This is a genomic window from uncultured Oscillibacter sp. (assembly GCF_950073225.1).
GTDB lineage: Bacteria > Bacillota > Clostridia > Oscillospirales > Oscillospiraceae > Oscillibacter.
The window spans coordinates 21,598-41,737 of sequence record NZ_CATMPS010000025.1; the positions used below are offsets into that span (position 1 = coordinate 21,598).

Below are 20,140 nucleotides of genomic sequence, written 5' to 3' on the forward strand. Positions count from 1 at the left end.
GATACCGCCGTCAGACGCCGCTCTTTTCGCTTCCGCCTCCGGCGGGAATGGCCAGGCCGGTCTCCGGCTCCGGCGGGGCCTTTTCATTATTTAATATGTACCGCTGCCGGTCCTGGAGAATGCTTCCCCGCGCCAGCATCCGCTGGAGCAGCGGGCGGCACTGGCTCACGCCGATGCCCAGCAGCCGGGCTACGTCCTGGCGGTAAGCGAAGCCCTCCCGCTCCAGGTATTCCAGGACGGCGGCCTCCTGCCGCTCCGGCGGAACCACGCTTTCAGGCAGGTAGTACCGGGCCCCCACCTGAGTCAGCCGTCCCCTGCTCACCAGCTGCTTGAGCCGGTTGTAAGCGGTGGTCCGGGAGACGTTCAGCAAGGCGCACACATCATTCCGGGTGATCCAGCCCTCCCGGCGGACCTGGGAGAGTATCTGCCCCTCCCCGCCGGAGCGCAGGGCGCAGTCCACCCGCAGATCCCGGAGCGTAAGGTTGTCCAGCCCCGCCCGGATCAGCGCAGCCCGGACCAGCTTGGAAAGCCGGGTCCGGTCATAGGGCTGGCGGCTTCTGGGAGCGGTGAGAACAGGGCCCTCCCGTCCCTCCCGCCGGGCCAGCTCCTCCAAGGCCTTTTTGGCCCCGCCGCTGAGAGGGACCTCCCGCTGGGGAAGGCAGAGACGGTCTCCCCGCACCTGGTCCCACGTCAGGGAGATGAGCTCTTCCAGCCGCAGCCCCGCCTGCCAGGTCAGCCACAGGGCAATTCCGGCGGGGCTGGTTCCCTCGGCCCGCAGGAGCTTCCACAGGGCGAACTCGTCAATCTGGGCGGAGTCCTCCCGGCGAATGCGGGTGGAAATTTTTTTCTCCTCCAAATGCTCCGCGAAATGGACATTGAGTCCCGCCGCCTCCACGCCGGTAATCCGGGAGACGTACTGCCAGTCATGCTCCTGCAGCTGCCGGAGGATGAAGTCGTGGCGCAGATCGATGAGCCGGACCGACGTTTGTCCCTGCTTGTCCAGGGCCGTCCGGGCCAGCCGGGAAATGGACTGGGGCGTCAGGGGCTTCCGGTCCCGGTCCGAGAGAACCACCGCCTCCTGGCTCCGGTCCCGCCCGTCCCGAAGCGCCTGGAGCCAGTCCAACAGCTCCCGCCCGATGGGAACCTTTCGATCCGGCAGGACGAGGCACCCGTCCAGAAAGTCCACCTGTTCCCAGGTAAGGTGCTGGATTTCATCCCGCAGCAGCCCGGCCTGCCAAGCCAGGCGCAGCACGGCCCCCGCGGCGTTTCCCGGATTTTCCCGCAGCGCCTGCTCCATAGCCCCCTCGTCAGGGCGGTTGACGACGTAGTCCTGCATAGCGGCCCCTTCCCTCTATGTTACGTTTGTTTAACAAATAAAAAGACCATCTGGAAATCCCAGGAATGGCGGCCCATGTCTGCGCCAAGGAAAGCATTTCCGTTTCCTGTCCCTATTTGTTACGTTCGTGTATCTCAAATACAGTTCTATTTAAAAGCTCCGAAATGCCTGTGCCGCAATGAATGCGCGCGTTTGTCCTTCTGCATCATACGCCAAAAGATAACAAAAATCAATATCTTTCAGCATATTTTGCCCGCCAGTTCCCAAGGTTAGACTGAACAAAACAGATTGGAAGGAGTGACATTCTATGACAAAACAGGAACGCGTCGCCATGGGCCAGCGCCTGCGGCAGCAGCGGAACCGCCTGGGTCTGACCCGGGAGCAGTTTGCGGAGCTGGCGGACATCGGTACCGGGTATTATGGCCAGATCGAGGTGGGCACCTCTCAGATGTCCATTGACACCCTCATGAAGGTAGCCCGGACCTCCCGGCTTTCCATGGAATACATACTCTTCGGGGAGGAGGGCGGAGAGACGGACCTGGGCTCTCTGGAAACGCTTCTGCGGGGCTGTACGCCCCGGGAACTGCGCCTGGCGGAAAAAGTACTCCAGCTCTTCCTCCTCCGGGGGGACTGAGCGCGCAAAAAAAGAGAGAGGCCCCGAGGGGCCTCTCTCCCTTTGCCGGACATGCCGGCAGTTGTCAGCGTATAAAGTTCATCATGGGCCTCTGCCCTGCCTCCGGGGCGGGGAGCTTTGACTCATGAAGCACCTTCACCATCCAGGCCATGTCCCGTCCCAGCTGGGCGGCCACGGCCATGCCCTCCTCATCCCGGGCGGCCTCGCCGGGGTCCGCCCCGTGAACCACGCCCCAGTAATCGGAGGTCATCAAAATCATTTCCATGGCGTCCATGGTCCCCAGCAGCTGCTGATAGGTCTCCATGCCGCCGCTGCGGCGCAGGGTGCACAGGGCCCCGCCCACCTTGTGGCGGAGCTGGTTCACCCCGCAGCCCGCCGCCAGCATCAGACGGTCCAGCACGCACTTCATCCCTCCGGCAATGCCCCCGTGGTACACCGGGGAGGCCAGGAGAATTCCGTCCGCCTCGATACAGGCGGCGATGATTTCATTCACCCCGTCCCCGTCCTGGACACAGCGGAGGCTCCCGGTGTTCAGGCAGTGATAACAGGCCATGCAGGGCCGGACCTTGGCTCCAGGCTGGAAAACCTGGAACTCCACACCGGTGGCCTGAATTTCTTTGCCCGCGGCCTCCAGGACCAAGGCGGTGTTTCCGTTTTTCCGGGGGCTTCCGTTGATGGCGACAATTTTCATGGGGCTCCCTCCTTATGTTTTATTTGAACGCTCTTTCCGAACGACGAAAACCCAAAGCAAAATTCCCTGGGCCAGCAATACGAGGGCCGAGACCGCCTTCAAAAAACCAGGCGGGCTGAACGGCTTGAAAATCCAGCCCCAGTTCTCCAGCCGGCAGTGTGCGGTGAACCAATAAGATGACAAAAAGCTGACCAGATTTCCCACCGGCAGCGCCGGGATGTCCCGGGTCCTGACGGTCAGCCAGTATAGCGCGGCCGCCCAAACCAGCAACGGAAGGTATCCCTTCATGCTCCTATCAGCGGCGTCGGCGTACATCCCCCAAAAGACGTAGGGGCACGCACTGACCAGCAGGATTCCCAGCCGGACGGTCCATTTTTTCACCATGGCGGTCCCTCCTTTTATCAGGTAATTTCATTATATCGGACCGGGAACAAAATTGCAAGAATTTTGGGAAACCCCCTTTTTCTTCCGCCCAAAGTGCGCTATAATAGCACCCGTAAATTGAAACTTACGGAGGATGATCCCATGCGGCAAAATGAAATGTTCCTGCTCAAGCTGGGCGAGGTGGTGCTCAAGGGCCAGAACCGCCGTTCCTTTGAGGACCGGCTGGTGGCCAACACGGCCCGCCGCCTGAAATCCTGCGGCAGCTTCCAGGTCTACATCCGCCAGAGCACCATCTACGCCGAGCCCACCACGGACACCTGCGACATGGAGGCGGCCTATGCCGCCGCCCGGCAGGTGTTCGGCGTGGTCAGCGTGGCCCGTGCGGTCCCCTGCGAGAAGACGGTGGAAGCCATCGTGGAAACCGCCAAGGACTACCTGGCGGACGCCTTCGCCTCCGCCAGGAGCTTCAAGGTGGAGAGCAAGCGGGCGGACAAGAACTACCCGATGAACTCCATCCAGCTCTCCCAGGCCGTAGGCGGCGAGCTGGCGGAGGCGTTTCCCCAGGTGACGGTGGACGTCCACAACCCGGATCTGACGGTCCATGTGGAAATCCGGGAGAAGCACGCCTACGTCCACGCCCCCGCCGTTCCCGGAGCGGGGGGGCTCCCCGTGGGTATGGGGGGCCACGCCGTCAGCCTTCTCTCCGGCGGCCTGGACAGCCCCGTGTCCTCCTGGATGATGGCCCGCCGGGGGGTGGAGCTGGAGATGGTGCACTTTGTCTCCCCGCCCTACACCTCCCAGCAGGCCCAGGACAAAGTCCTGGAGCTGGCCCATTTGCTGACGGCCTACTGCGGCCGTCTCCGGGTGCATATCGTGCCCTTTACGGAGATTCAGGAAGAAATCCGAAAGAACTGCCCCGAGGAGTATTTCACCCTCATCATGCGCCGCTTTATGATGCGCCTGGCCCAGGCCATTGCCAAGCGGGCGGGGGCCAAAGCCCTCATCACCGGCGAGTCCCTGGGCCAGGTGGCCAGCCAGACCATGATGGCCCTGGCCGTCACGGACGACGTGACGGAGATGCCGGTGCTCCGGCCCCTCATCGGCATGGACAAGGTGGAGATTATCCGCATGTCACGGGAGATCGGCACCTATGATACGTCCATTCTGCCTTACGAGGACTGCTGTACGGTGTTCACCCCCCGGCATCCGGCCACCCGGCCCAAGGTGGAGGATGTCCGCACGGCGGAAGCGAAGCTGGATGTTGAGGGCCTGACGGCCCGGTCCCTAGAGGGGGAGGAATGGATCTGGGTCAAGCCTTGACCCGGTGCTCGCCCTTACGGGCGGGGGAGGATTCAGCCATGAAGATGGCTGGTCCTTTGCACCCCCCATTTTCTCTTTTTCTTGCCAGAAGAAAAAGAGAAAACGGGCCGTGCACGGTCCAAAAGAGAAAAAGAAGTAACGGGGGACGCGACGGGGGCGCGGCTGAATGAACGGCGGAGCCGGAATGACTTCCCACGCGCAATTAGATTGAGCGGGGGTTGTCCTTCACCGAATGGACCAGCTCCTCTTTTTGCTGCCGCACCCCGGTGGTTGCGGGAGAATCGCGTCTACCGGACTTCTTTTTCGGTGCGTGCCAGATGAGCGGCAGCGCTCCGCTGGCCGCCATCTTTTGGAGGCTTCCCCCCTGCGCCAGGTAAGCGGCAGCGAAAAGAGAAGAATGTCCATTCGGCAACCACCAAACCCCCGCCCGCACCACGCCGCGGGCAGGAGACATGCGTACCCGGAGGAAGCACCTCCTGCGCGTCCCCCCGTCCCACGTCCCCCGCAGGGCGATACTTCCTTTTCTCTTTTGGACCGTGCACGGCCCGTTTTCTCTTTTCCTTCTGGAAGGAAAAGAGAAAATGGGGGGTGCAATGAACCAGCCATCATCATGGCTGAATCCCCCCCCGCCCGCAAGGGCGAGTACAACCCTCCCCCTCCGGGGAAGAAAGGACCCCCCATGTCTCATACCGCAGAGCTCATCGCCGTAGGCACTGAATTACTCCTTGGCAACATCGCCAACACCAACGCCCAGGTCCTGAGCCAAAGTCTCTCCGCCCTGGGCGTCAACGTCTTCTGGCACACCGTCGTAGGCGACAACCCCCAACGCCTCCGGGAGGCGTTGGACATCGCCCGCCGCCGTGCGGACATCCTCATCACCACCGGCGGCCTGGGCCCCACCTACGACGACCTCACCAAACAGACCATCTGCGAAGCCTTCGGAAAGCCCCTCATCCTCCACCCCGACATTCTCGAGGACATCCGCGCCTTCTACGAATCCGCCCTCCACGTCCCCATGCCGGAGAACAACACCCAGCAGGCGGAGCTGCCCGAGGGCTGCACGGTCTTCGACAACCCCGTGGGCACCGCCCCCGGCTGCGCCTTCGAGTCGGAGGGCGTCCACGTCCTCATGCTTCCGGGGCCCCCCCATGAGATGGAAACCATGCTCCGCCGCCATGTGGAGCCCTACCTGCGGAAGCTCTCCCATGAGGTTATCGTCTCCCAGGACATCATGACCTTCGGCATGGGGGAGAGCTCCATCGACCAGCTTCTCCACGAAAAAATGGCCCATATGACCAACCCCACCCTGGCCACCTACGCCAAGCCCTGTGAGGTTCGCCTCCGGGCCACGGCCAAGGCCGCCACGGAGGACGAGGCATATTCCATGCTGGCCCCCGTGGGGCAAATGGTTCTGGAAACCCTGGGCGACATCGTCTACGGCGTGGACGGCGGCGACCTGGCGGACTGCTGCCACGGCCATCTGATCCGCCGAGGGCTCACCCTCGCCACCGCCGAGAGCTGCACCGGCGGATTGGTTGCCCAGCGGCTCACCGCCATCCCCGGAATCTCCGCCGTTTACCGGGGCGGCGTGGTCAGCTACTGGACCAGTGTCAAGGCGGAGGTGCTCCACATTCCCCAGGACGTCCTGGATACATACGGCCCCGTTTCAGAGGAGTGCGCCCGGGCCATGGCGGAGGGGGTCCGCCGGATCACCGGAGCGGACCTTGGTGTCTCCGTCACCGGGGCGGCAGGGCCGGACCCGGACGAGCGGGGCGTCCCCGTGGGGATCGTGTACATCGGCCTGGCCACGCCAGAGGGAACTTTCTGCCGCCGCCTGGACCTGGGCCGCCGGAGGCGGGACCGCATCCAGGGCCTGGCGGCGAACCACGCCTTCGACGTGGTCCGGCGCTATTTACAGGGCCTGCCGGTAGAACAAATCTAATCCCTCACACCATTTCCCCCTTGCCTTTCCGCCGGAAACCTGCTATACTTCCCCCTTGTAACCTCACGCGCCGGACATGGCGCGAATATGATACAAAGGAACGGATTCATGAAAACCATTTTTCTCGTGGACGGCGACAACAACATCGGCACCGGGCTCACCGGCGTCGACATGCTCTCGGACCAGGACACCGTCCTCATCTTCTACCAGAAGGAAAAGGGCCTGGCCCTCAGCAAGCTTCAAAAGCTCTGCGCCGGAACGGCGGCGGACGTGCAGTATATCGAGAGCGTCCGGGGCGGCAAGAACTCCATCGACTTCCAGATCATCACCGAGCTTGGCGTCCTGGTGGGCAAACGGGAAGCGGACTACGCCTACGTCATCAGCCAGGACAAGGGCTACGCCGCTTCCATCGACGCCCTTCAGGCCCGGTACGCCAACGCCTTTCAGGAGGTGGCCCTCCGCCCCTCCATTGAAAGCTGCCTCCACCTGCCCTTCGTCCTCCGCTCGGCGGACCGCCAGGAGCTTTGCAACGCCCTGGTGAAGGAGTACGGCTCCGCCCAGGGCTGCGCCCTTTACAACCACCTCAAGCGCATCTTCCAGTCCCCGGAGCCCGAGCCGGAAAAGCCCGTGAAGGTGACTCGCCCCCGCCGGGGCGGACGCCGGAAAAAGCCCGCCGCCCAAGAGGCGGAGGAATAAGCCCCGCCCTGAAATGCCGCCCATCCGGGCGGTATTTTTTTGCTCCTTCCGCCCGGTTCGACATCATTCGACAAAATTCGATAAATTTCTTGTATTTTCCCCCGCCTTTTGCTATGATATTTCCGGGGGAGGCAGTCTTTTCCTGGGCTTAGACCGCCGTCCCCGGCACATGCTAACCCAGACGCTTCCAGAGGGCGAGACCGCTCCGGGAGTTTCGCCGGAAAGGAGACCGCCCCATGGATTTGGACCTCTCACTGCTGCCCCAGGCCGCCGCGCAGATGCGCGGAGCCCTGAGCAGCCTGTATTTTGCCGCCGCCCGGCTGGCCCCCTCCGCCGCACGGGAGCAGGACCCGGAGCTGGACGCCAGGGCCGCCCTGTTGGACCAGAGCTACTACCGCCTTATCCGCCTGGTAAACAACCTCACCGCCGCCCGCTACCTGAGCGAAGAGCCCCTGCCCCTCCAGGACCGGGACATCGTGGAGTTCGTGGCGGACATCTTTGCCAAGGCCGCCTCCCTAGCCCCCCTCCGGGGGCTGGAGACCCGCCTTGTCTGCGCGGCGGACAGCCACATCTGCGCCTTCTGCCCCGACGCGCTGGAACAGCTTCTCTACCAGCTGCTGTCCAACGCCTTTAAATTCACCCCCGCCGGGGGCCTCATCACCGTGGAGCTGCGTCTGTCCGGGGGGCGGGTCTTCCTCTCTGTTGAGGATACCGGCCCCGGCATCGACCCGGAACGGCAGGAGACTCTCTTCGACAGCTACCACCAGGCGGAGCAGCCCGCCCCGCAGCCCCAGGGCCTGGGGCTGGGCCTGGCCCTCTGCCGGGGCATCGCCCAGGGCCACGGCGGCGTTATCACGGCGGAGTCCCACCAGGGGAAAGGAACCCGCGTCACCTTCTCCATGCCGGACCGCGTCAGCGGAACCGCCCTCTCCGACCTTCGCTTTGACTACGGCGGGGGCTTCAACCACGCCCTCATGGCCCTGTCGGAGTCCATGCCCCCGGAAGCGTTTAAAATCCGCAATCACTAACCAATCAGGACCGGCCCTCACGCGGCCGGTCCTGTTCCGCTTCACGCAAATTTTACGCAAACCCCGGCAAAATTCACAAACGCCTTCTTGCGTCCCCCGGTTTTTTCCAGTATACTAATCTTGAAACCATTTCAAACAGGGGAGGAACCGCCTTGCAGGACCGTTATAAAAACCTATTCCCGGCCACGCTGGTATTCTCCATCGGGCTGATGCTCCTGGGCCTGACCCTGGAGGCCCCCATGGACATCCTGAAGGGGCTGTACCACATCGTCACCATGCAGGACCTGCTGATTACGGACTATGTATCCATCGGCGGGCCCGGCGCGGCCCTGGTAAACGCGGGGCTGGTGACCATCATCTCCATCTGCATCATCAAATTCTCCGGGGACCCCTACAACGGCTTCACCATCGTGGAGATGGGGCTGATGGCGGGCTTTTCCCTCTTCGGGAAGAACTTCGTCAACATCTGGCCCATCATCCTGGGCACCTGGCTCTACGCCAAGTACCAGCGGGAGCCCTTTTCCAAGCACGCCGCCGTCTCCCTGCTGGCCACCTCCCTGGCCCCGCTGGTGAGCTATATGTCCCTGGGCAGCATCCACGCCAGCCTCCCCCTGGGGGCGGTGACCGGCGTCCTCATCGGCTTCATCCTCCCCTCCCTCTCCGCCTACACCTATAAGGTCCAAAACGGCATGAATCTCTACAACATGGGCTTCGCCTGCGGCCTTTTCGCCATGATGATCGTGCCCGTCCTCACCGCCTTCGGCGACAGCCCGGACTCTGTCCTCTACTGGGCCAAGGGCTATAACACCGGCTTCATCGCCGTGATGAGCCTGCTGTGCTCCGTCCTGATTCTCCTGGGCTTCTTCGCTACCGGCGTCCCCGCCTGGAGCGTCTGGGCGGGCTACCGCCGCCTCCTCTCCACCACCGGCCGGGCCCCCAGCGACTACCTCCGCATGTTCGGCTACGGCCCCGTGCTGGTGAACATCGGCGTCAACGGCTTTCTGGGCATGGCCTACGTCCTCCTGGTGGGGGGCGACCTCAACGGCCCCACCATCGGGGGCATTTTCACCATCATGGGCTTTTCCGCCTTTGGCAAGCACGCCCGGAACATCCTCCCCGTCATGCTGGGGGTCTTCATCGGGGCCTACGGCATGCACCACACCCCGGACTATCCTTCCCTCCAACTGGCGGGCCTCTTCGGCACCACCCTGGCCCCCATCTCCGGCCACTTCGGCTGGCCCTACGGGGTGCTGGCGGGGTTTATCCACGCCTCCCTGGTCCTCCAGACCGGCGGGCCGGTGGCGGGGCTGAACCTCTATAACAACGGCTTTTCCGGCGGCCTCATCGCCATCGTGCTCTATCCCACCATCACCGCCATCGCCCGGAAGCGCCGCCCCACCCTCCAGAACGAGGACTACTACGATCTGTTTGAGGAGAGCGCCCCCATCGACACCTCGGACCTGTCCACCACCCACGGCGAGACGGCCCCGGAGGAGCCGCCGGAAAACGAGGCGCTGGAGGCCTGGGCCAGGAAAAATTTTCTGGGACCGGAATAAAATTTGAAAAAGCCGTCCATGCTTCCCTCAAAGGCCCGCAAGGGGGAAGGGAATGGACGACATATGAAAACCGAACAGGCCGGACGGCTGAAGCTTGTGGAAATTGTGCTGCTGCTGTTTTTGGCGGCGTTTCTCGCCACCGGGGCTATGGCCCTGCAAACCGGGCAGGAGCTGTCCGACAAGGTGGTCCGCCTCCATGTGCTGGCGAACTCCGATTCCGAGGAGGACCAGGCCCTGAAATTGAAGGTCCGGGACCGGATTCTCGCTTACGCGGAGCCCCTGCTGGCGGGAGCGGCGGACCGCCGGGAGGCGGAAGCCCTCCTCCGGGGCCAGGTGCTGGAGCTGGAGCGCGTCGCCGCCGGGGAAATCCGGGCAAACGGCTATGACTACGCCGTCACCATCGAATTGGAGGACACCGTGTTCCCCACCCGGGAGTACGAGGGCTTCTCCCTCCCCGCCGGGAAGTACCTGGCCCTCCGGGCCGTCATCGGCGCGGGAGAGGGGCAGAACTGGTGGTGCGTGGTGTTCCCGCCCCTGTGCGCCGCCGCCTCGGCGGAGGTGCCGGAAGCGGCCCTGGCCGCCGGGCTGTCCCCCTCTCAGGTGGGCCTCATTACGGAAGAGGACCAGGGCTATGTGCTGAAAAGCAAGCTGGTGGAGTTCTGGAAAACCCTGGAGAACACCCTGGAATAACGAAAAGAGGAGCGTCCCCCTAGGACGCTCCTCTTTTTTATGTCTCCCGGGCCCGCTCCTCCATCCGCTTCCGGTCCACGCAGAAATAGCTGAACGCCCCCGTGGCAAGCAAGGCCCCGCTCTCGTCCGTAATCTCCACGTCCACCAGCACCGTGGACCGCCCCCGGTGCCGGACCCGCCCCGCGGCCCGGATGGTCCCGTGGGCCCGGTTGTCCAAAAAATGCAGGTCCCCGTGCTGGGTGACGTAGTGCCGCCCGTCGCTGTGGGCCGCGCCGCCGGCGGCGTCGTCCGCCAGGGTGTACAGCGCCCCGCCGTGGACCATGCCGAAGGGATTCCGGCTCTCCGGCCGGATATCCAGGCGGTAGACCGCGCAGTCCGCCTCCGCGGATTCCAGCCGGATGAAATTGTGGTCCGTAAAGGCGTTGGCCCCCAGCTTCAGCGTCTCCAGCCGGAGCGTTTCCATATTCTCCATAAAGAAGCCTCCCGATCAAGTGGTGAAAAACAGCGTCAGTATACCACAGCGCCGTCCCCATTTCAACTTTCTTGAAAAAGGGGGTTGACAAACGTAGTTCGCCGCGTATAATGAACATATGAACACTCGTTCAATTGTTCATTTGAAAGGAGGCGGACTCATGGAGGACCGCTACAACGTGGAGTGCTGTGATTTCATCCACGCCCACGAGGACGTGGTGGAAAAGGTCCGGCGGGAGCTGCCGGGGGAGGACACCCTCTACGACCTGACGGAGCTGTTCCGCATCTTCGGGGACTCCACCCGGGTCCGCATCCTCTACGTGCTCTTCGAGTCGGAGATGTGCGTCTGCGACATCGCGGCGCTGCTGGGGCTCACCCAGTCCGCCGTCTCCCACCAGCTCCGGGCGCTGAAAAACGTCCGGCTGGTGAAGTCCCGGCGGGAGGGCAAGACCGTGTTCTACTCCCTGGCGGACGACCACGTCAAGACCATCATCGACCAGGGGCTGGAGCATGTCCGCGAATAATTCCGTTTTCCCTATGCAGCAACATATGAACATATCAGGAGGAAGATCATCATGAAAAAGCGTTTCAAGCTCACCGACCTGGACTGCGCCAACTGCGCCGCGAAAATGGAAGAGGCCATCAAAAAAATTGACGGGGTGCACGACGCCACCGTCAGCTTCATGGCCCAGAAAATGACCGTGGACGCCGATGACGCCCGGTTTGACGACATCATGAAGGAAATTGTGGCCGTATGCAAAAAGGTGGAGCCGGACTGCATCATCAACCTTTGAGCACCTTCTGGGACCGCTGGGCCCGGCTCTATGATCTTACCCAGTGGACCAACCGGCGGGCCAACGCCGCCGCCGCGGCCCGGACGGCGGAGCGGATTCCCGCCGGGGCCAGGGTGCTGGACTGCGCCGCCGGAACGGGGCTGTTTTCCCTGGCGGCGGCGGAGCGGGCGGGCTTTGTTCTCTGCACGGACCTGTCGGAGGCCATGCTGGAACGGGCAAAGCGAAAGGCCCGCCGCCGGGGGCTGACCAACCTGGACTTTGTCCGCCGGGACCTGACCGCCCTGCCGGACCCGGACGGCAGCTTTGACGCGGTTATCGCCGCCAACGTGCTCCACCTGCTCCCGGCGCCGGACGAGGCGGTCCGGGAGCTTTGGCGGGTGACCGCCCCGGGCGGGCGGCTCCTTCTGCCCACCTATCTTCAGGGAAAGGTGGGAGCGGCCTATGGCGCGGTCATTAAAATCTACCACGGCGTGGGCTTTCACTACGAGCACGCCTTCACCCCCGAGACTTACCGGACCTTTTTAGAGCGCCTGGGTCTTGGCCGGGCGACGGTGGAGGTAATCCCCGGGCGTCTCCCCGTGGGTCTGGCGGTGCTGCAAAAGCCGGAGCCTTCCGGCGGTCCCTTTTGAACGCAAAAAAGTAAGCTCCCCGCCCTAACGAAGCACAGGGAGCCTACCGGCACAGCACGGGCGGCATGGCCACCCTCCATGTTGCCTCCAGTATAGCAGACTCAAACGAGAAAATCAAGCGGAAAACCCGCGTCTTTAAGGAGGCGTTCCCCATGAACAACCTCACCCGCAAACAGCGGAAAATGCTGTATCGAATTTTGGCTGCGGCGGCGCTGCTGATCGCCGTCAAGCTGCTGCCCAATCTGTTCCCGGTCCCCCGCTGGATGGAAATCCCTCTGTACCTGGCCCCCTATCTCATCATCGGCTGGGACGTCCTTTGGAAGGCCGTCCGCAACATTTTAAACGGCCAGGTCTTTGACGAGAACTTCCTCATGGCCCTGGCCACCGTGGGGGCCTTCGCCACCGGGGAATACGCCGAGGCGGTCTTTGTCATGCTCTTCTACCAAACCGGCGAGCTCTTCCAGGACTACGCCGTGGGCAAGTCCCGCCAGTCCATCGCCGCCCTCATGGATATCCGCCCCGACACCGCCAACCTGGAGCTGGAGGACGGCTCTTTGGAGGAGGTGGACCCGGAGGACGTGGAGGTGGGCGCCGTGGTGGTGGTCCGCCCCGGCGAGCGGGTCCCCCTGGACGGCGAAGTGCTGGAGGGCGCTTCCGCCCTGGACACCGCCGCCCTCACCGGCGAGTCCGCGCCCCGGGACGTGGGCGCAGGCGACGCGGTGATCAGCGGCTGCGTGAACCAGTCCGGGCTGCTGCGGGTCAAGGTCACCAAGCCCTGCGAGGAGTCCACCGTGTCCAAAATCCTGGACCTGGTGGAAAACGCCGGGGAGAAAAAAGCCGCCAGCGAGAACTTTATCACCCGCTTCGCCCGGTACTATACTCCCTGCGTGGTCATTGCGGCCACGGCCCTGTTCCTTCTGCCCACCATCGCCCTGGCGCTGCTTCCGGCCTCTGCCCAGCCCGCCTTCCTGGCGGGGACGGACTGGACCGGCTGGCTCCACCGGGCCCTCATCTTCCTGGTCATCTCCTGCCCCTGCGCCCTGGTGATCTCCGTACCTTTGAGCTTCTTCGGCGGTATCGGCGGGGCCAGCAAGTGCGGCATCCTGGTGAAGGGCAGCAACTACCTGGAAACCCTGGCCCGGACGGAGACGGTGGTTTTCGACAAGACGGGCACCCTGACCCAGGGCAGCTTCACCGTCACCGCCCTGCACCCCGCCGAAGGCGTCACAAAGGACGCGCTGCTGGAGGCCGCCGCCCTGGCGGAAAGCTGGTCCAGCCATCCCATTTCCGTCTCCCTCCGCAGGGCCTGCGGGAAGGACCTGGACCCCAGCCGGGTGACGGACGTGGAGGAAATCGCGGGCCATGGCGTAACGGCCAAGGTGGACGGCAAAGCCGTCTCCGCCGGAAACAGCCGCCTGATGGAAAAAGAGGGCGTCCAATGGGAGCCCTGCGACCTGCCGGGGACCATCGTCCACGTAACCGTGGAAGGGCGCTACGCCGGGCACATCCTGATTTCCGATCTGCCCAAGCCGGAGGCCAAGACCCTGGTGGAGGGCCTGAAGGCGGCGGGAGTGAAAAAGACCGTCATGCTCACCGGCGACACGGAGGCCGCCGCCAAGGCCGTGGCCCGGGACCTGGGAATCGACGAGGTCCACGCCCAGCTTCTCCCGGCGGACAAGGTGGAGCGGGTGGAGGGCCTCCTGGCGAAGAAATCCCCCAACGCGGCCCTGGCCTTTGTGGGGGACGGCATCAACGACGCGCCGGTCCTCACCCGGGCGGACGTGGGCATCGCCATGGGAGCCCTGGGCTCCGACGCCGCCATTGAGGCCGCCGACGTGGTGCTGATGGACGACAACCCGGCGAAAATCGCCGCCGCCATGCGCATCTCCCGGAAGACCCTGCGGATTGTCAAGCAGAACATCTGGTTTGCCCTGGGGGTCAAGGGCGCGGTGCTGCTGCTGGGCGCCTTCGGCGTGGCCACCATGTGGGAGGCGGTGTTCGCCGACGTGGGGGTGGCGTTTCTCGCCATATTGAACGCCATGCGCTGCCTCCAGGTGGAGGAGTTCAAGAAGTAAAGCCAAAGCCGGACGGGAATTCCCGTCCGGCTTTTTTATGCCTCTGATGGAGAAAGCTCCTCTTGAAAATACCGCCTGGTGGTTTCCGCGTCGGCGGCAATCTGGGCCCGGAGGGCGTCCAGAGAGTCAAAGCGAATCTCATCCCGGAGGTGCTTGTAAAACTCCAGCCGCAGGGTTTGCCCGTACAAATCCCCCTGGAAATCCAAAAGGCACGCCTCCACCGTCACGTCGCTCCCGCGGTTCACCGTGGGCCGGGTCCCCACGTTGGTGACGGCGGGGAAGCTGGTCCCGTCCTCAAAATAGACCCTCGTCACATAGACCCCGTGGCTGGGGACCAGCACATGGGGGGGCACCGGCAGGTTCGCCGTGGGAAAGAGCCGGGAGGAGCCCAGGCCCCGCCCGTGGCGGACGGTCCCCGTCAGGGTGTGGGGGTGGCCCAGAAAGCGGTTCGCCCGCTCCACCTGGCCCATCTCCACCAGGCGGCGGATATAGGTGGAGCTGACGGTAACCCCGCCGATCTCCACCTCGGGAATGATGTCGCAGCCGATCCCCAGGGCGGCGCATTTCTCCTTTAACAGCTCCGGCGTGCCCGCGTTTTTGTGGCCGAAGCGGTGGTCGTGGCCCGCCACCAGGTGGACGGCGTGCCAGCGGCCCACCAGCAGCTCCTCCACAAAGTCCTCCCACGAGGTGGTCATCATCTCCCGGTCAAAGGGGGCCAGGATGACCTCCTTGATGCCGTACAGCCGCCGGACCAGCTCCCTTCGGTCCCCGGCGGAGTTGATGAGGGGACAGGGAACGCCGGTAACCACCTCCTTGGGGGGCCGGTCAAAGGTAAAGACGGCGGGGGCGCAGCCCCGGCGGGCGGCCTCCTCCGCCGTCCGGCGGAGCAAAGCGCCGTGGCCCAGGTGAACCCCGTCGAAGAAGCCCAGGGCAATGACACGTTCTTTCATACTACGCTCCAAAGAAATTCTTGATGGACGTCAGGGTCCCCCCCGCCCCCCGGGAGAGGCAGAGAAACTCCCCGTCTTGTCCGTAGATTCGGTAAGTACCGTCCGCCGTTTCCGGCAGGGAGATGGGGTTCCCGCAGCGGACCCGCTTCTCCTGCCCCGGGGACCGGACGGTCAGGGCGGGATACCCGGCAAACAGGCTGTCCAGCGGGCGGAGCAGGGACTCCCCCTTCTCCTGCACCTCCTCCAGGGTCACGGCCTCCGCCAGGGTAAAGCCCGCCGCCATGGTCCGGCGGAGGCTGTACAGCGTCCCGCCGCAGCCAAGGGCCTGTCCAACGTCGTGGCAGAGGGTCCGAATATAGGTCCCCTTGGAGCAGAGGCACCGGAGGCGGAAATCCGTTTCGCTCTCCGCCTCCAGCAGCTCCAGCCCGTAGATGGTGACGGGCCGGGGCTTCCGCTCCACCTCTTTTCCCCGCCGGGCCAGCTCATAGAGCTTCTTCCCCTGGATTTTCACGGCGGAGTACATGGGGGGAACCTGCTGAATGTCCCCCCGGAAGCCCGCCAGGGCGGCCTCCACATCCTCCCGGCCCGCCGTCACGGGGCGGGTTTCCAACACCGTGCCCGTCACGTCCTGGGTGTCGGTGGTCAGCCCCAGGCGAAGGCCCGCGTCGTACTCCTTCCGCCCGTTCTCGGCAAACTCCACCGCCCGGGTGGCCCGGCCCACAAAGACCGGAAGCACCCCCGTGGCCATGGGGTCCAGGGTGCCGCCGTGGCCCACCCGCTTTTCCCGGAGGATGCCCCGGATTTTCGCGCACACGTCCATGGAGGTCCACCCGGCGGGCTTGTCAATGATCACGATACCGTTGGGCATTGGAAACCTCCCGACTTACAAAGTGAAGTCCGGGGCCACCTGAGCGATGGCCTCCAGCATCCGCCCCTTGGCCTCGGCAAAGGGGGCCTCCACGGTGCACCCGGCGGCGGCGGCGTGGCCCCCGCCCCCCAGCAGGGCGCAGGCGTTTGTCGCGTTGACCCGGGGCCCGGTGCGGAGGGAGAATTTCCACACGTCCGGGCGGAGCTCCCGCATGGTGACGGCGCAGTCCACCCCCTCGATCTGCCCCCCCAGGGCGGAGAGGTCCTCCGCGTCGGTCTCCGCGGCCTGAACCTTGGCAATGAGGGACAGGGGAACCGCCAGCACCGCCACCCGGCCGTGGTCATGGTACTCGATTTCGCCGAGCATGGCGGCCTCCAGGGCCAGCCGCTTCTTCGTCTTGGTGCGGAAGAAGGTCTTGTTCACCGCCTGGAAATCAATGCCGGTCCGCAGCAGTGCCGCCGCCACGGCGTGGGTATGGGCGGTGGTGTTGTTATAGGCAAAGCAGCCGCAGTCCGTGGAAACCGCCACGTAGAGCGGCAAGGCCATCTCCGCCGTAATGGGCCCCAGCTCCGCCAGGATGTCATAGATGATCTCCCCCGTGGCGGCGGCGGAGGGGCGGACATAGTTCTCCCGCCCGAAGCCCTCGAAGGAGGGGTGGTGGTCAATGGCCAAATCCACCCGCTCCGCGTAAGGCTTGGCGTTCTCCGGGAACAGCGCCGCCGCGGCAATGTCCGTGGAGACCACCCGCTCCGGCTGAAAATCCGCCGGGGCGGCGTAGGGCCGGAAGTAGGGGGCCGCCGTGTCCGTCAGCTCCGGGTTGGGCAGCAGGTACGCCGTCTTTCCCAGGGCCCGCAGACCCGCGCACAGCGCGGCGGCGGAGCCCACGGTGTCCCCGTCGGGCCGGACGTGGGTGAGAATCAGCACGTTGTCAAAGGACCGCAGCCGCCCGGCGGCTTCCTGTATGGTGAGCATGGTCATTCCTCCTCCGGCCCGGGGCCCCGGGCCGCGTCCTTCTCCTCTTCCTTACGCAGAAGCTCCAAAATATGGGCCCCGTGCTGGATGGAGTCGTCGCCGATAAACTGGAGCTCCGGCGTATAGCGAAGCTGGAGGGCATGGCCCAGCTCCCGCCTAAGGAAGCCGGAGGCGGATTTCAGCCCCTTCAGCACGTCCTTCTCCTGGTCCTTGTTCAGCACGCTGACATAGACCCGGGCATAGCGCAGATCGTTGGTGGTATCCACCCGGGTGATGGACACCATGCCGGTGCCGGAGACCCGGGGGTCCTTCAAATTGCGGAGCTGGTCCGCCAGCTCCCGCTGGATTTCGTCGTTGATGCGGTGGATTCGGTTGGATGCCATAGGCGTTCTCCTTTTTTAATAAAGGCGGCGGTGACACCGCCGCCTTTATCATGTCCTTACTGAGGAATTTCCTCCATGGTATAGCCTTCCACGATATCGCCTTCCTTGATATCGTTGAATTTCTCAATGGTCAGGCCGCACTCGTAGCCGCTGGCCACTTCCTTGGCGGCGTCCTTGAACCGCTGGAGGGAGCCCAGCACGCCCTCGTGGATGACGATGCCGTCCCGGACCAGGCGGATGGAGCAGTTGCGGACGATCTTGCCGTCCTGGACATAGCAGCCCGCCACGGTGCCCACGCCGGAAACCTTGTAGGTCTGGCGGACCTCCGCGTGGCCAAGCAAAGCCTCCCGGTACTTGGGAGCCAGCATGCCCTTCATGGCGGCGGTGATTTCGTCGATGCAGTCATAAATGACCCGGTACATCCGCATATCCACGTTCTGCCGCGCCGCGCCGTCCCGCGCCGCCGCGTCGGGGCGGACGTTGAAGCCCACAATGATGGCGCCCGAGGACGAGGCCAGCATGACGTCGGACTCGTTCACCGCGCCCACGCCGCCGTGGATCACCCGGACGTTCACTTCCTCGTTGGAGAGCTTTTCCAGGGACGCCTTGACGGCTTCCACGCTGCCCTGAACGTCGGCCTTGACGATGAGGGCCAGCTCCTTCCGCTCGCCCGCCTGGATCTGGTCGAAAAGGTTCTCCAGGCTGACCTTCTGCACCGGGGCGGCGGCCTTCGCCCGCTCCTCGGCCTTGCGCTGCTCCACCAGCTCCCGGGCCATCCGCTCGTCGCTGACGGCGAAGAAGGGGCTTCCGGCGGTGGGGGCCTCGCTGAGGCCCGCGATTTCCACGGGCACGGAGGGGCCCGCCTCGGCGAGGCGGTTGCCCTTATAGTCCAGCATGGTGCGGACCCGGCCCACGGCGGTGCCCGCGATGATGATATCCCCCTGCTTCAAGGTGCCGTTCTGGACCAGCAGGGTCGCCACGGGGCCCCGGCCCTTGTCCAGCCTCGCCTCGATAACGGTGCCCTGGCCCGCCCGGTTGGGGTTGGCCTTCAGCTCCTGAATCTCCGCCAGAAGCACCAGGTTTTCCAGAAGGTTCTCAATGCCGATGTTCTTCTTGGCGGAGACCTTGCAGCAGATGGTCTCCCCGCCCCAGTCCTCGGGGACCAGGCCGTGCTCCGTCAGCTGCTGCATGACCTTATCCGGGTTGGCGTTTTCCTTGTCGATTTTATTGACCGCCACCAGAATGGGGATGTTGGCCGCTTTCGCGTGGGAGATGGACTCGATGGTCTGGGGCATGATGCCGTCGTCCGCCGCCACCATCAAGATGGCGATGTCCGTCACCATGGCGCCCCGGGCCCGCATGGAGGTAAAGGCCTCATGGCCGGGGGTGTCCAGGAAGGTAATGGGCTTTCCATTCACCTGGACCTGGTAGGCGCCGATGTGCTGGGTGATGCCGCCGGCCTCGCCGGAGGCCACGGAGGTGTTCCGAATCGTATCCAGGAGGGAGGTCTTGCCGTGGTCCACATGGCCCATGACCACCACCACCGGGGCCCGGGGAACCAGGTCCTCCGCCTTGTCCTCGGACACGTCGATGAGCTTTTCCTCAATGGTGACCACGACTTCCTTTTCCACCTTGCAGCCCATTTCCTCGGCGATGAAGGAAGCGGTGTCGAAGTCGATCATCTGGGGCAGGGAGGCCATGATGCCGTTTTTCATCAGGGCCTTGACCACCTCCGCGCCGGTTTTCTTCATCCGGCTGGCCAGCTCGCCCACGGAAATCTCGTCGGGAATCTGGACCTTGACGGGGGCTTTCTTGGCGATCTCCAGCTGGAGGCGGCGCATTTTCTCCGCCTCGTCCTGGCGGCGCTTGTTGGAAAAGGCGGGTCCGCCCCGGCGCTGATTCCGGCCCTGGACCTTCTCCCGGCCGGAGCGCTGCTGGCGCTGCATCCGCTCGCCCTGCTGGCCGCCCAGGGTCTCCAGGCGCTCGTCGTACTTGGCCAGGTTCACGTCGCCGCCCTTCCGGGTGTCCACGATCTTCTTCTGGGGCACCCGGCTGGCGGGCCGCTGAACGGGCTGCTGATTCTGCTGGGGCTGCTGCTGGGGCGCGGGCTTGTTCTGTCCGCCCTTCTGGCCCTGGGCGCCCTGTGCCGCCGGGGCGGGCCTGCCCCCCTGCTGGGCGGCGGCTTTGCCCTGCTGGCCCTGGGCGGGCTTTTTCTCCTCCGCCTGGGCGGGGGGCTGGGCGGAAGCCGCCTGCTGGGCGGACACCGCCGCCGGGGCGGGCTTCGCCTCCTGATAGGTCTCCTGGAAAATCACCTGGATATCGGAGACAGGATGGTCCTGGGTCAGCCGGTCGAAGATAACGGACAGCTCCCGGTCCGTCAGCACCTGCATGTGGTTCTTCGGGGCCGCGCCGTACTTGGTCAGGATCTCCGTGATGGTCTTGGTGGGCAGGCCGAAGTCCTTCGCCACCTCGTGGACTCTGTATTTTTCAATAGCCAAATAAAACACCTCGTTCTGTTCCTCTCCAGAAGCCCGTTTGAAAACCGGCGCACCCGCCGCCGGCTTTCAGACGGACTCGGGATCGGAGAAATTTTATGGAAATGGATAGGCCCCCGGGGCCCTTTCGTCCGGGGCGGCACCTCAGCGCCCCCCGCCCTTGTCCCGGCCCTCGCCGCGGGGGGGCTTGGGCCCGGCCCTGCCCCCGTACCGGGGCGGGCGGCCC

20 protein-coding genes are annotated in these 20,140 nt (G+C 64.4%); 11 read left to right on the forward strand and 9 right to left on the reverse strand.

What is annotated here, in order from left to right:
- Positions 1–10 precede the first annotated feature (10 nt).
- The gene (locus Q1M04_RS11610) at positions 11–1,336 is read right to left on the reverse strand and encodes a tyrosine-type recombinase/integrase (protein ID WP_297998380.1); all 1,326 of its coding nucleotides are present in this window, start codon (positions 1,334–1,336) and stop codon (positions 11–13) included.
- A gap of 307 nt (positions 1,337–1,643) precedes the next feature.
- Here Q1M04_RS11610 and Q1M04_RS11615 point away from each other — a divergent pair, with 307 nt between their 5' ends.
- Positions 1,644–1,970, forward strand: coding sequence for a helix-turn-helix domain-containing protein (locus Q1M04_RS11615; RefSeq protein ID WP_293281485.1), 327 nt, complete (start codon positions 1,644–1,646; stop codon positions 1,968–1,970).
- Between the two features lie 64 nt (positions 1,971–2,034).
- Here Q1M04_RS11615 and Q1M04_RS11620 read toward each other — a convergent pair whose 3' ends face one another.
- Together Q1M04_RS11620 and Q1M04_RS11625 are read right to left on the reverse strand one after the other, a co-directional pair.
- On the reverse strand, positions 2,035–2,661 hold the full coding sequence (locus tag Q1M04_RS11620) for a flavodoxin family protein (RefSeq protein ID WP_297998377.1): 627 nt from the start codon (positions 2,659–2,661) through the stop codon (positions 2,035–2,037).
- 12 nt (positions 2,662–2,673) lie between these two features.
- The gene (locus Q1M04_RS11625) at positions 2,674–3,045 is read right to left on the reverse strand and encodes a hypothetical protein (protein ID WP_297998375.1); all 372 of its coding nucleotides are present in this window, start codon (positions 3,043–3,045) and stop codon (positions 2,674–2,676) included.
- A gap of 141 nt (positions 3,046–3,186) precedes the next feature.
- Here Q1M04_RS11625 and thiI point away from each other — a divergent pair, with 141 nt between their 5' ends.
- The 6 genes from thiI to spoIIR all read left to right on the forward strand — a co-directional run bounded on the left by thiI (position 3,187) and on the right by spoIIR (position 10,277).
- Positions 3,187–4,365: a tRNA uracil 4-sulfurtransferase ThiI gene (thiI, locus tag Q1M04_RS11630; protein WP_297998373.1), complete on the forward strand. Its 1,179-nt coding sequence runs from the start codon at positions 3,187–3,189 to the stop codon at positions 4,363–4,365.
- 679 nt (positions 4,366–5,044) lie between these two features.
- The gene (locus Q1M04_RS11635) at positions 5,045–6,307 is read left to right on the forward strand and encodes a competence/damage-inducible protein A (protein ID WP_297998371.1); all 1,263 of its coding nucleotides are present in this window, start codon (positions 5,045–5,047) and stop codon (positions 6,305–6,307) included.
- A 108-nt stretch (positions 6,308–6,415) separates the two neighbouring features.
- On the forward strand, positions 6,416–7,003 hold the full coding sequence (locus Q1M04_RS11640; RefSeq protein ID WP_204790271.1) for a PIN domain-containing protein: 588 nt from the start codon (positions 6,416–6,418) through the stop codon (positions 7,001–7,003).
- Positions 7,004–7,239: 236 nt separating this feature from the next.
- Positions 7,240–8,031, forward strand: a complete 792-nt coding sequence (locus Q1M04_RS11645) for a sensor histidine kinase KdpD (RefSeq protein WP_297998369.1) — start codon at positions 7,240–7,242, stop codon at positions 8,029–8,031.
- 152 nt (positions 8,032–8,183) lie between these two features.
- Complete coding sequence (locus Q1M04_RS11650) at positions 8,184–9,587, forward strand: DUF1576 domain-containing protein (RefSeq protein WP_297998367.1); 1,404 nt, start codon at positions 8,184–8,186, stop codon at positions 9,585–9,587.
- 63 nt (positions 9,588–9,650) lie between these two features.
- Positions 9,651–10,277, forward strand: coding sequence for a stage II sporulation protein R (gene spoIIR, locus Q1M04_RS11655; protein ID WP_293279841.1), 627 nt, complete (start codon positions 9,651–9,653; stop codon positions 10,275–10,277).
- A gap of 37 nt (positions 10,278–10,314) precedes the next feature.
- Here the strand turns inward: spoIIR and Q1M04_RS11660 are convergent, their stop codons facing one another.
- A complete protein-coding gene (locus Q1M04_RS11660) occupies positions 10,315–10,749 on the reverse strand; it encodes a PaaI family thioesterase (RefSeq protein WP_297998364.1) in 435 nt (144 codons plus the stop codon).
- Between the two features lie 160 nt (positions 10,750–10,909).
- Between Q1M04_RS11660 and Q1M04_RS11665 the strand changes: the two genes are divergently transcribed.
- The 4 genes from Q1M04_RS11665 to Q1M04_RS11680 all read left to right on the forward strand — a co-directional run bounded on the left by Q1M04_RS11665 (position 10,910) and on the right by Q1M04_RS11680 (position 14,246).
- Positions 10,910–11,272 carry a metalloregulator ArsR/SmtB family transcription factor gene (locus Q1M04_RS11665; RefSeq protein WP_204790274.1) on the forward strand — a complete coding sequence of 121 codons (363 nt, stop codon included), beginning with the start codon at positions 10,910–10,912 and terminating at the stop codon, positions 11,270–11,272.
- A 51-nt stretch (positions 11,273–11,323) separates the two neighbouring features.
- Complete coding sequence (locus tag Q1M04_RS11670) at positions 11,324–11,542, forward strand: cation transporter (RefSeq protein WP_204790275.1); 219 nt, start codon at positions 11,324–11,326, stop codon at positions 11,540–11,542.
- A complete protein-coding gene (locus Q1M04_RS11675; protein WP_297998360.1) occupies positions 11,503–12,171 on the forward strand; it encodes a class I SAM-dependent methyltransferase in 669 nt (222 codons plus the stop codon). Before Q1M04_RS11670 ends, Q1M04_RS11675 begins: the two co-directional genes overlap by 40 nt.
- Before the next feature lie 152 nt (positions 12,172–12,323).
- Positions 12,324–14,246 carry a heavy metal translocating P-type ATPase gene (locus Q1M04_RS11680; RefSeq protein ID WP_297998358.1) on the forward strand — a complete coding sequence of 641 codons (1,923 nt, stop codon included), beginning with the start codon at positions 12,324–12,326 and terminating at the stop codon, positions 14,244–14,246.
- Between the two features lie 35 nt (positions 14,247–14,281).
- Here the strand turns inward: Q1M04_RS11680 and ribF are convergent, their stop codons facing one another.
- Genes ribF through infB form a run of 5 tightly spaced genes read right to left on the reverse strand, consistent with a single transcriptional unit; the run spans position 14,282 to position 19,917 of the window.
- Complete coding sequence (gene ribF, locus Q1M04_RS11685; protein ID WP_293279836.1) at positions 14,282–15,196, reverse strand: riboflavin biosynthesis protein RibF; 915 nt, start codon at positions 15,194–15,196, stop codon at positions 14,282–14,284.
- Between the two features lies 1 nt (position 15,197).
- The gene (gene truB / locus Q1M04_RS11690; RefSeq protein ID WP_297998354.1) at positions 15,198–16,064 is read right to left on the reverse strand and encodes a tRNA pseudouridine(55) synthase TruB; all 867 of its coding nucleotides are present in this window, start codon (positions 16,062–16,064) and stop codon (positions 15,198–15,200) included.
- A gap of 15 nt (positions 16,065–16,079) precedes the next feature.
- Positions 16,080–17,036, reverse strand: coding sequence for a bifunctional oligoribonuclease/PAP phosphatase NrnA (locus Q1M04_RS11695; RefSeq protein WP_295758533.1), 957 nt, complete (start codon positions 17,034–17,036; stop codon positions 16,080–16,082).
- A 2-nt stretch (positions 17,037–17,038) separates the two neighbouring features.
- A complete protein-coding gene (gene rbfA / locus Q1M04_RS11700) occupies positions 17,039–17,419 on the reverse strand; it encodes a 30S ribosome-binding factor RbfA (RefSeq protein WP_204790281.1) in 381 nt (126 codons plus the stop codon).
- Positions 17,420–17,475: 56 nt separating this feature from the next.
- The gene (gene infB / locus Q1M04_RS11705; protein WP_297998350.1) at positions 17,476–19,917 is read right to left on the reverse strand and encodes a translation initiation factor IF-2; all 2,442 of its coding nucleotides are present in this window, start codon (positions 19,915–19,917) and stop codon (positions 17,476–17,478) included.
- Positions 19,918–20,140 lie beyond the last annotated feature (223 nt).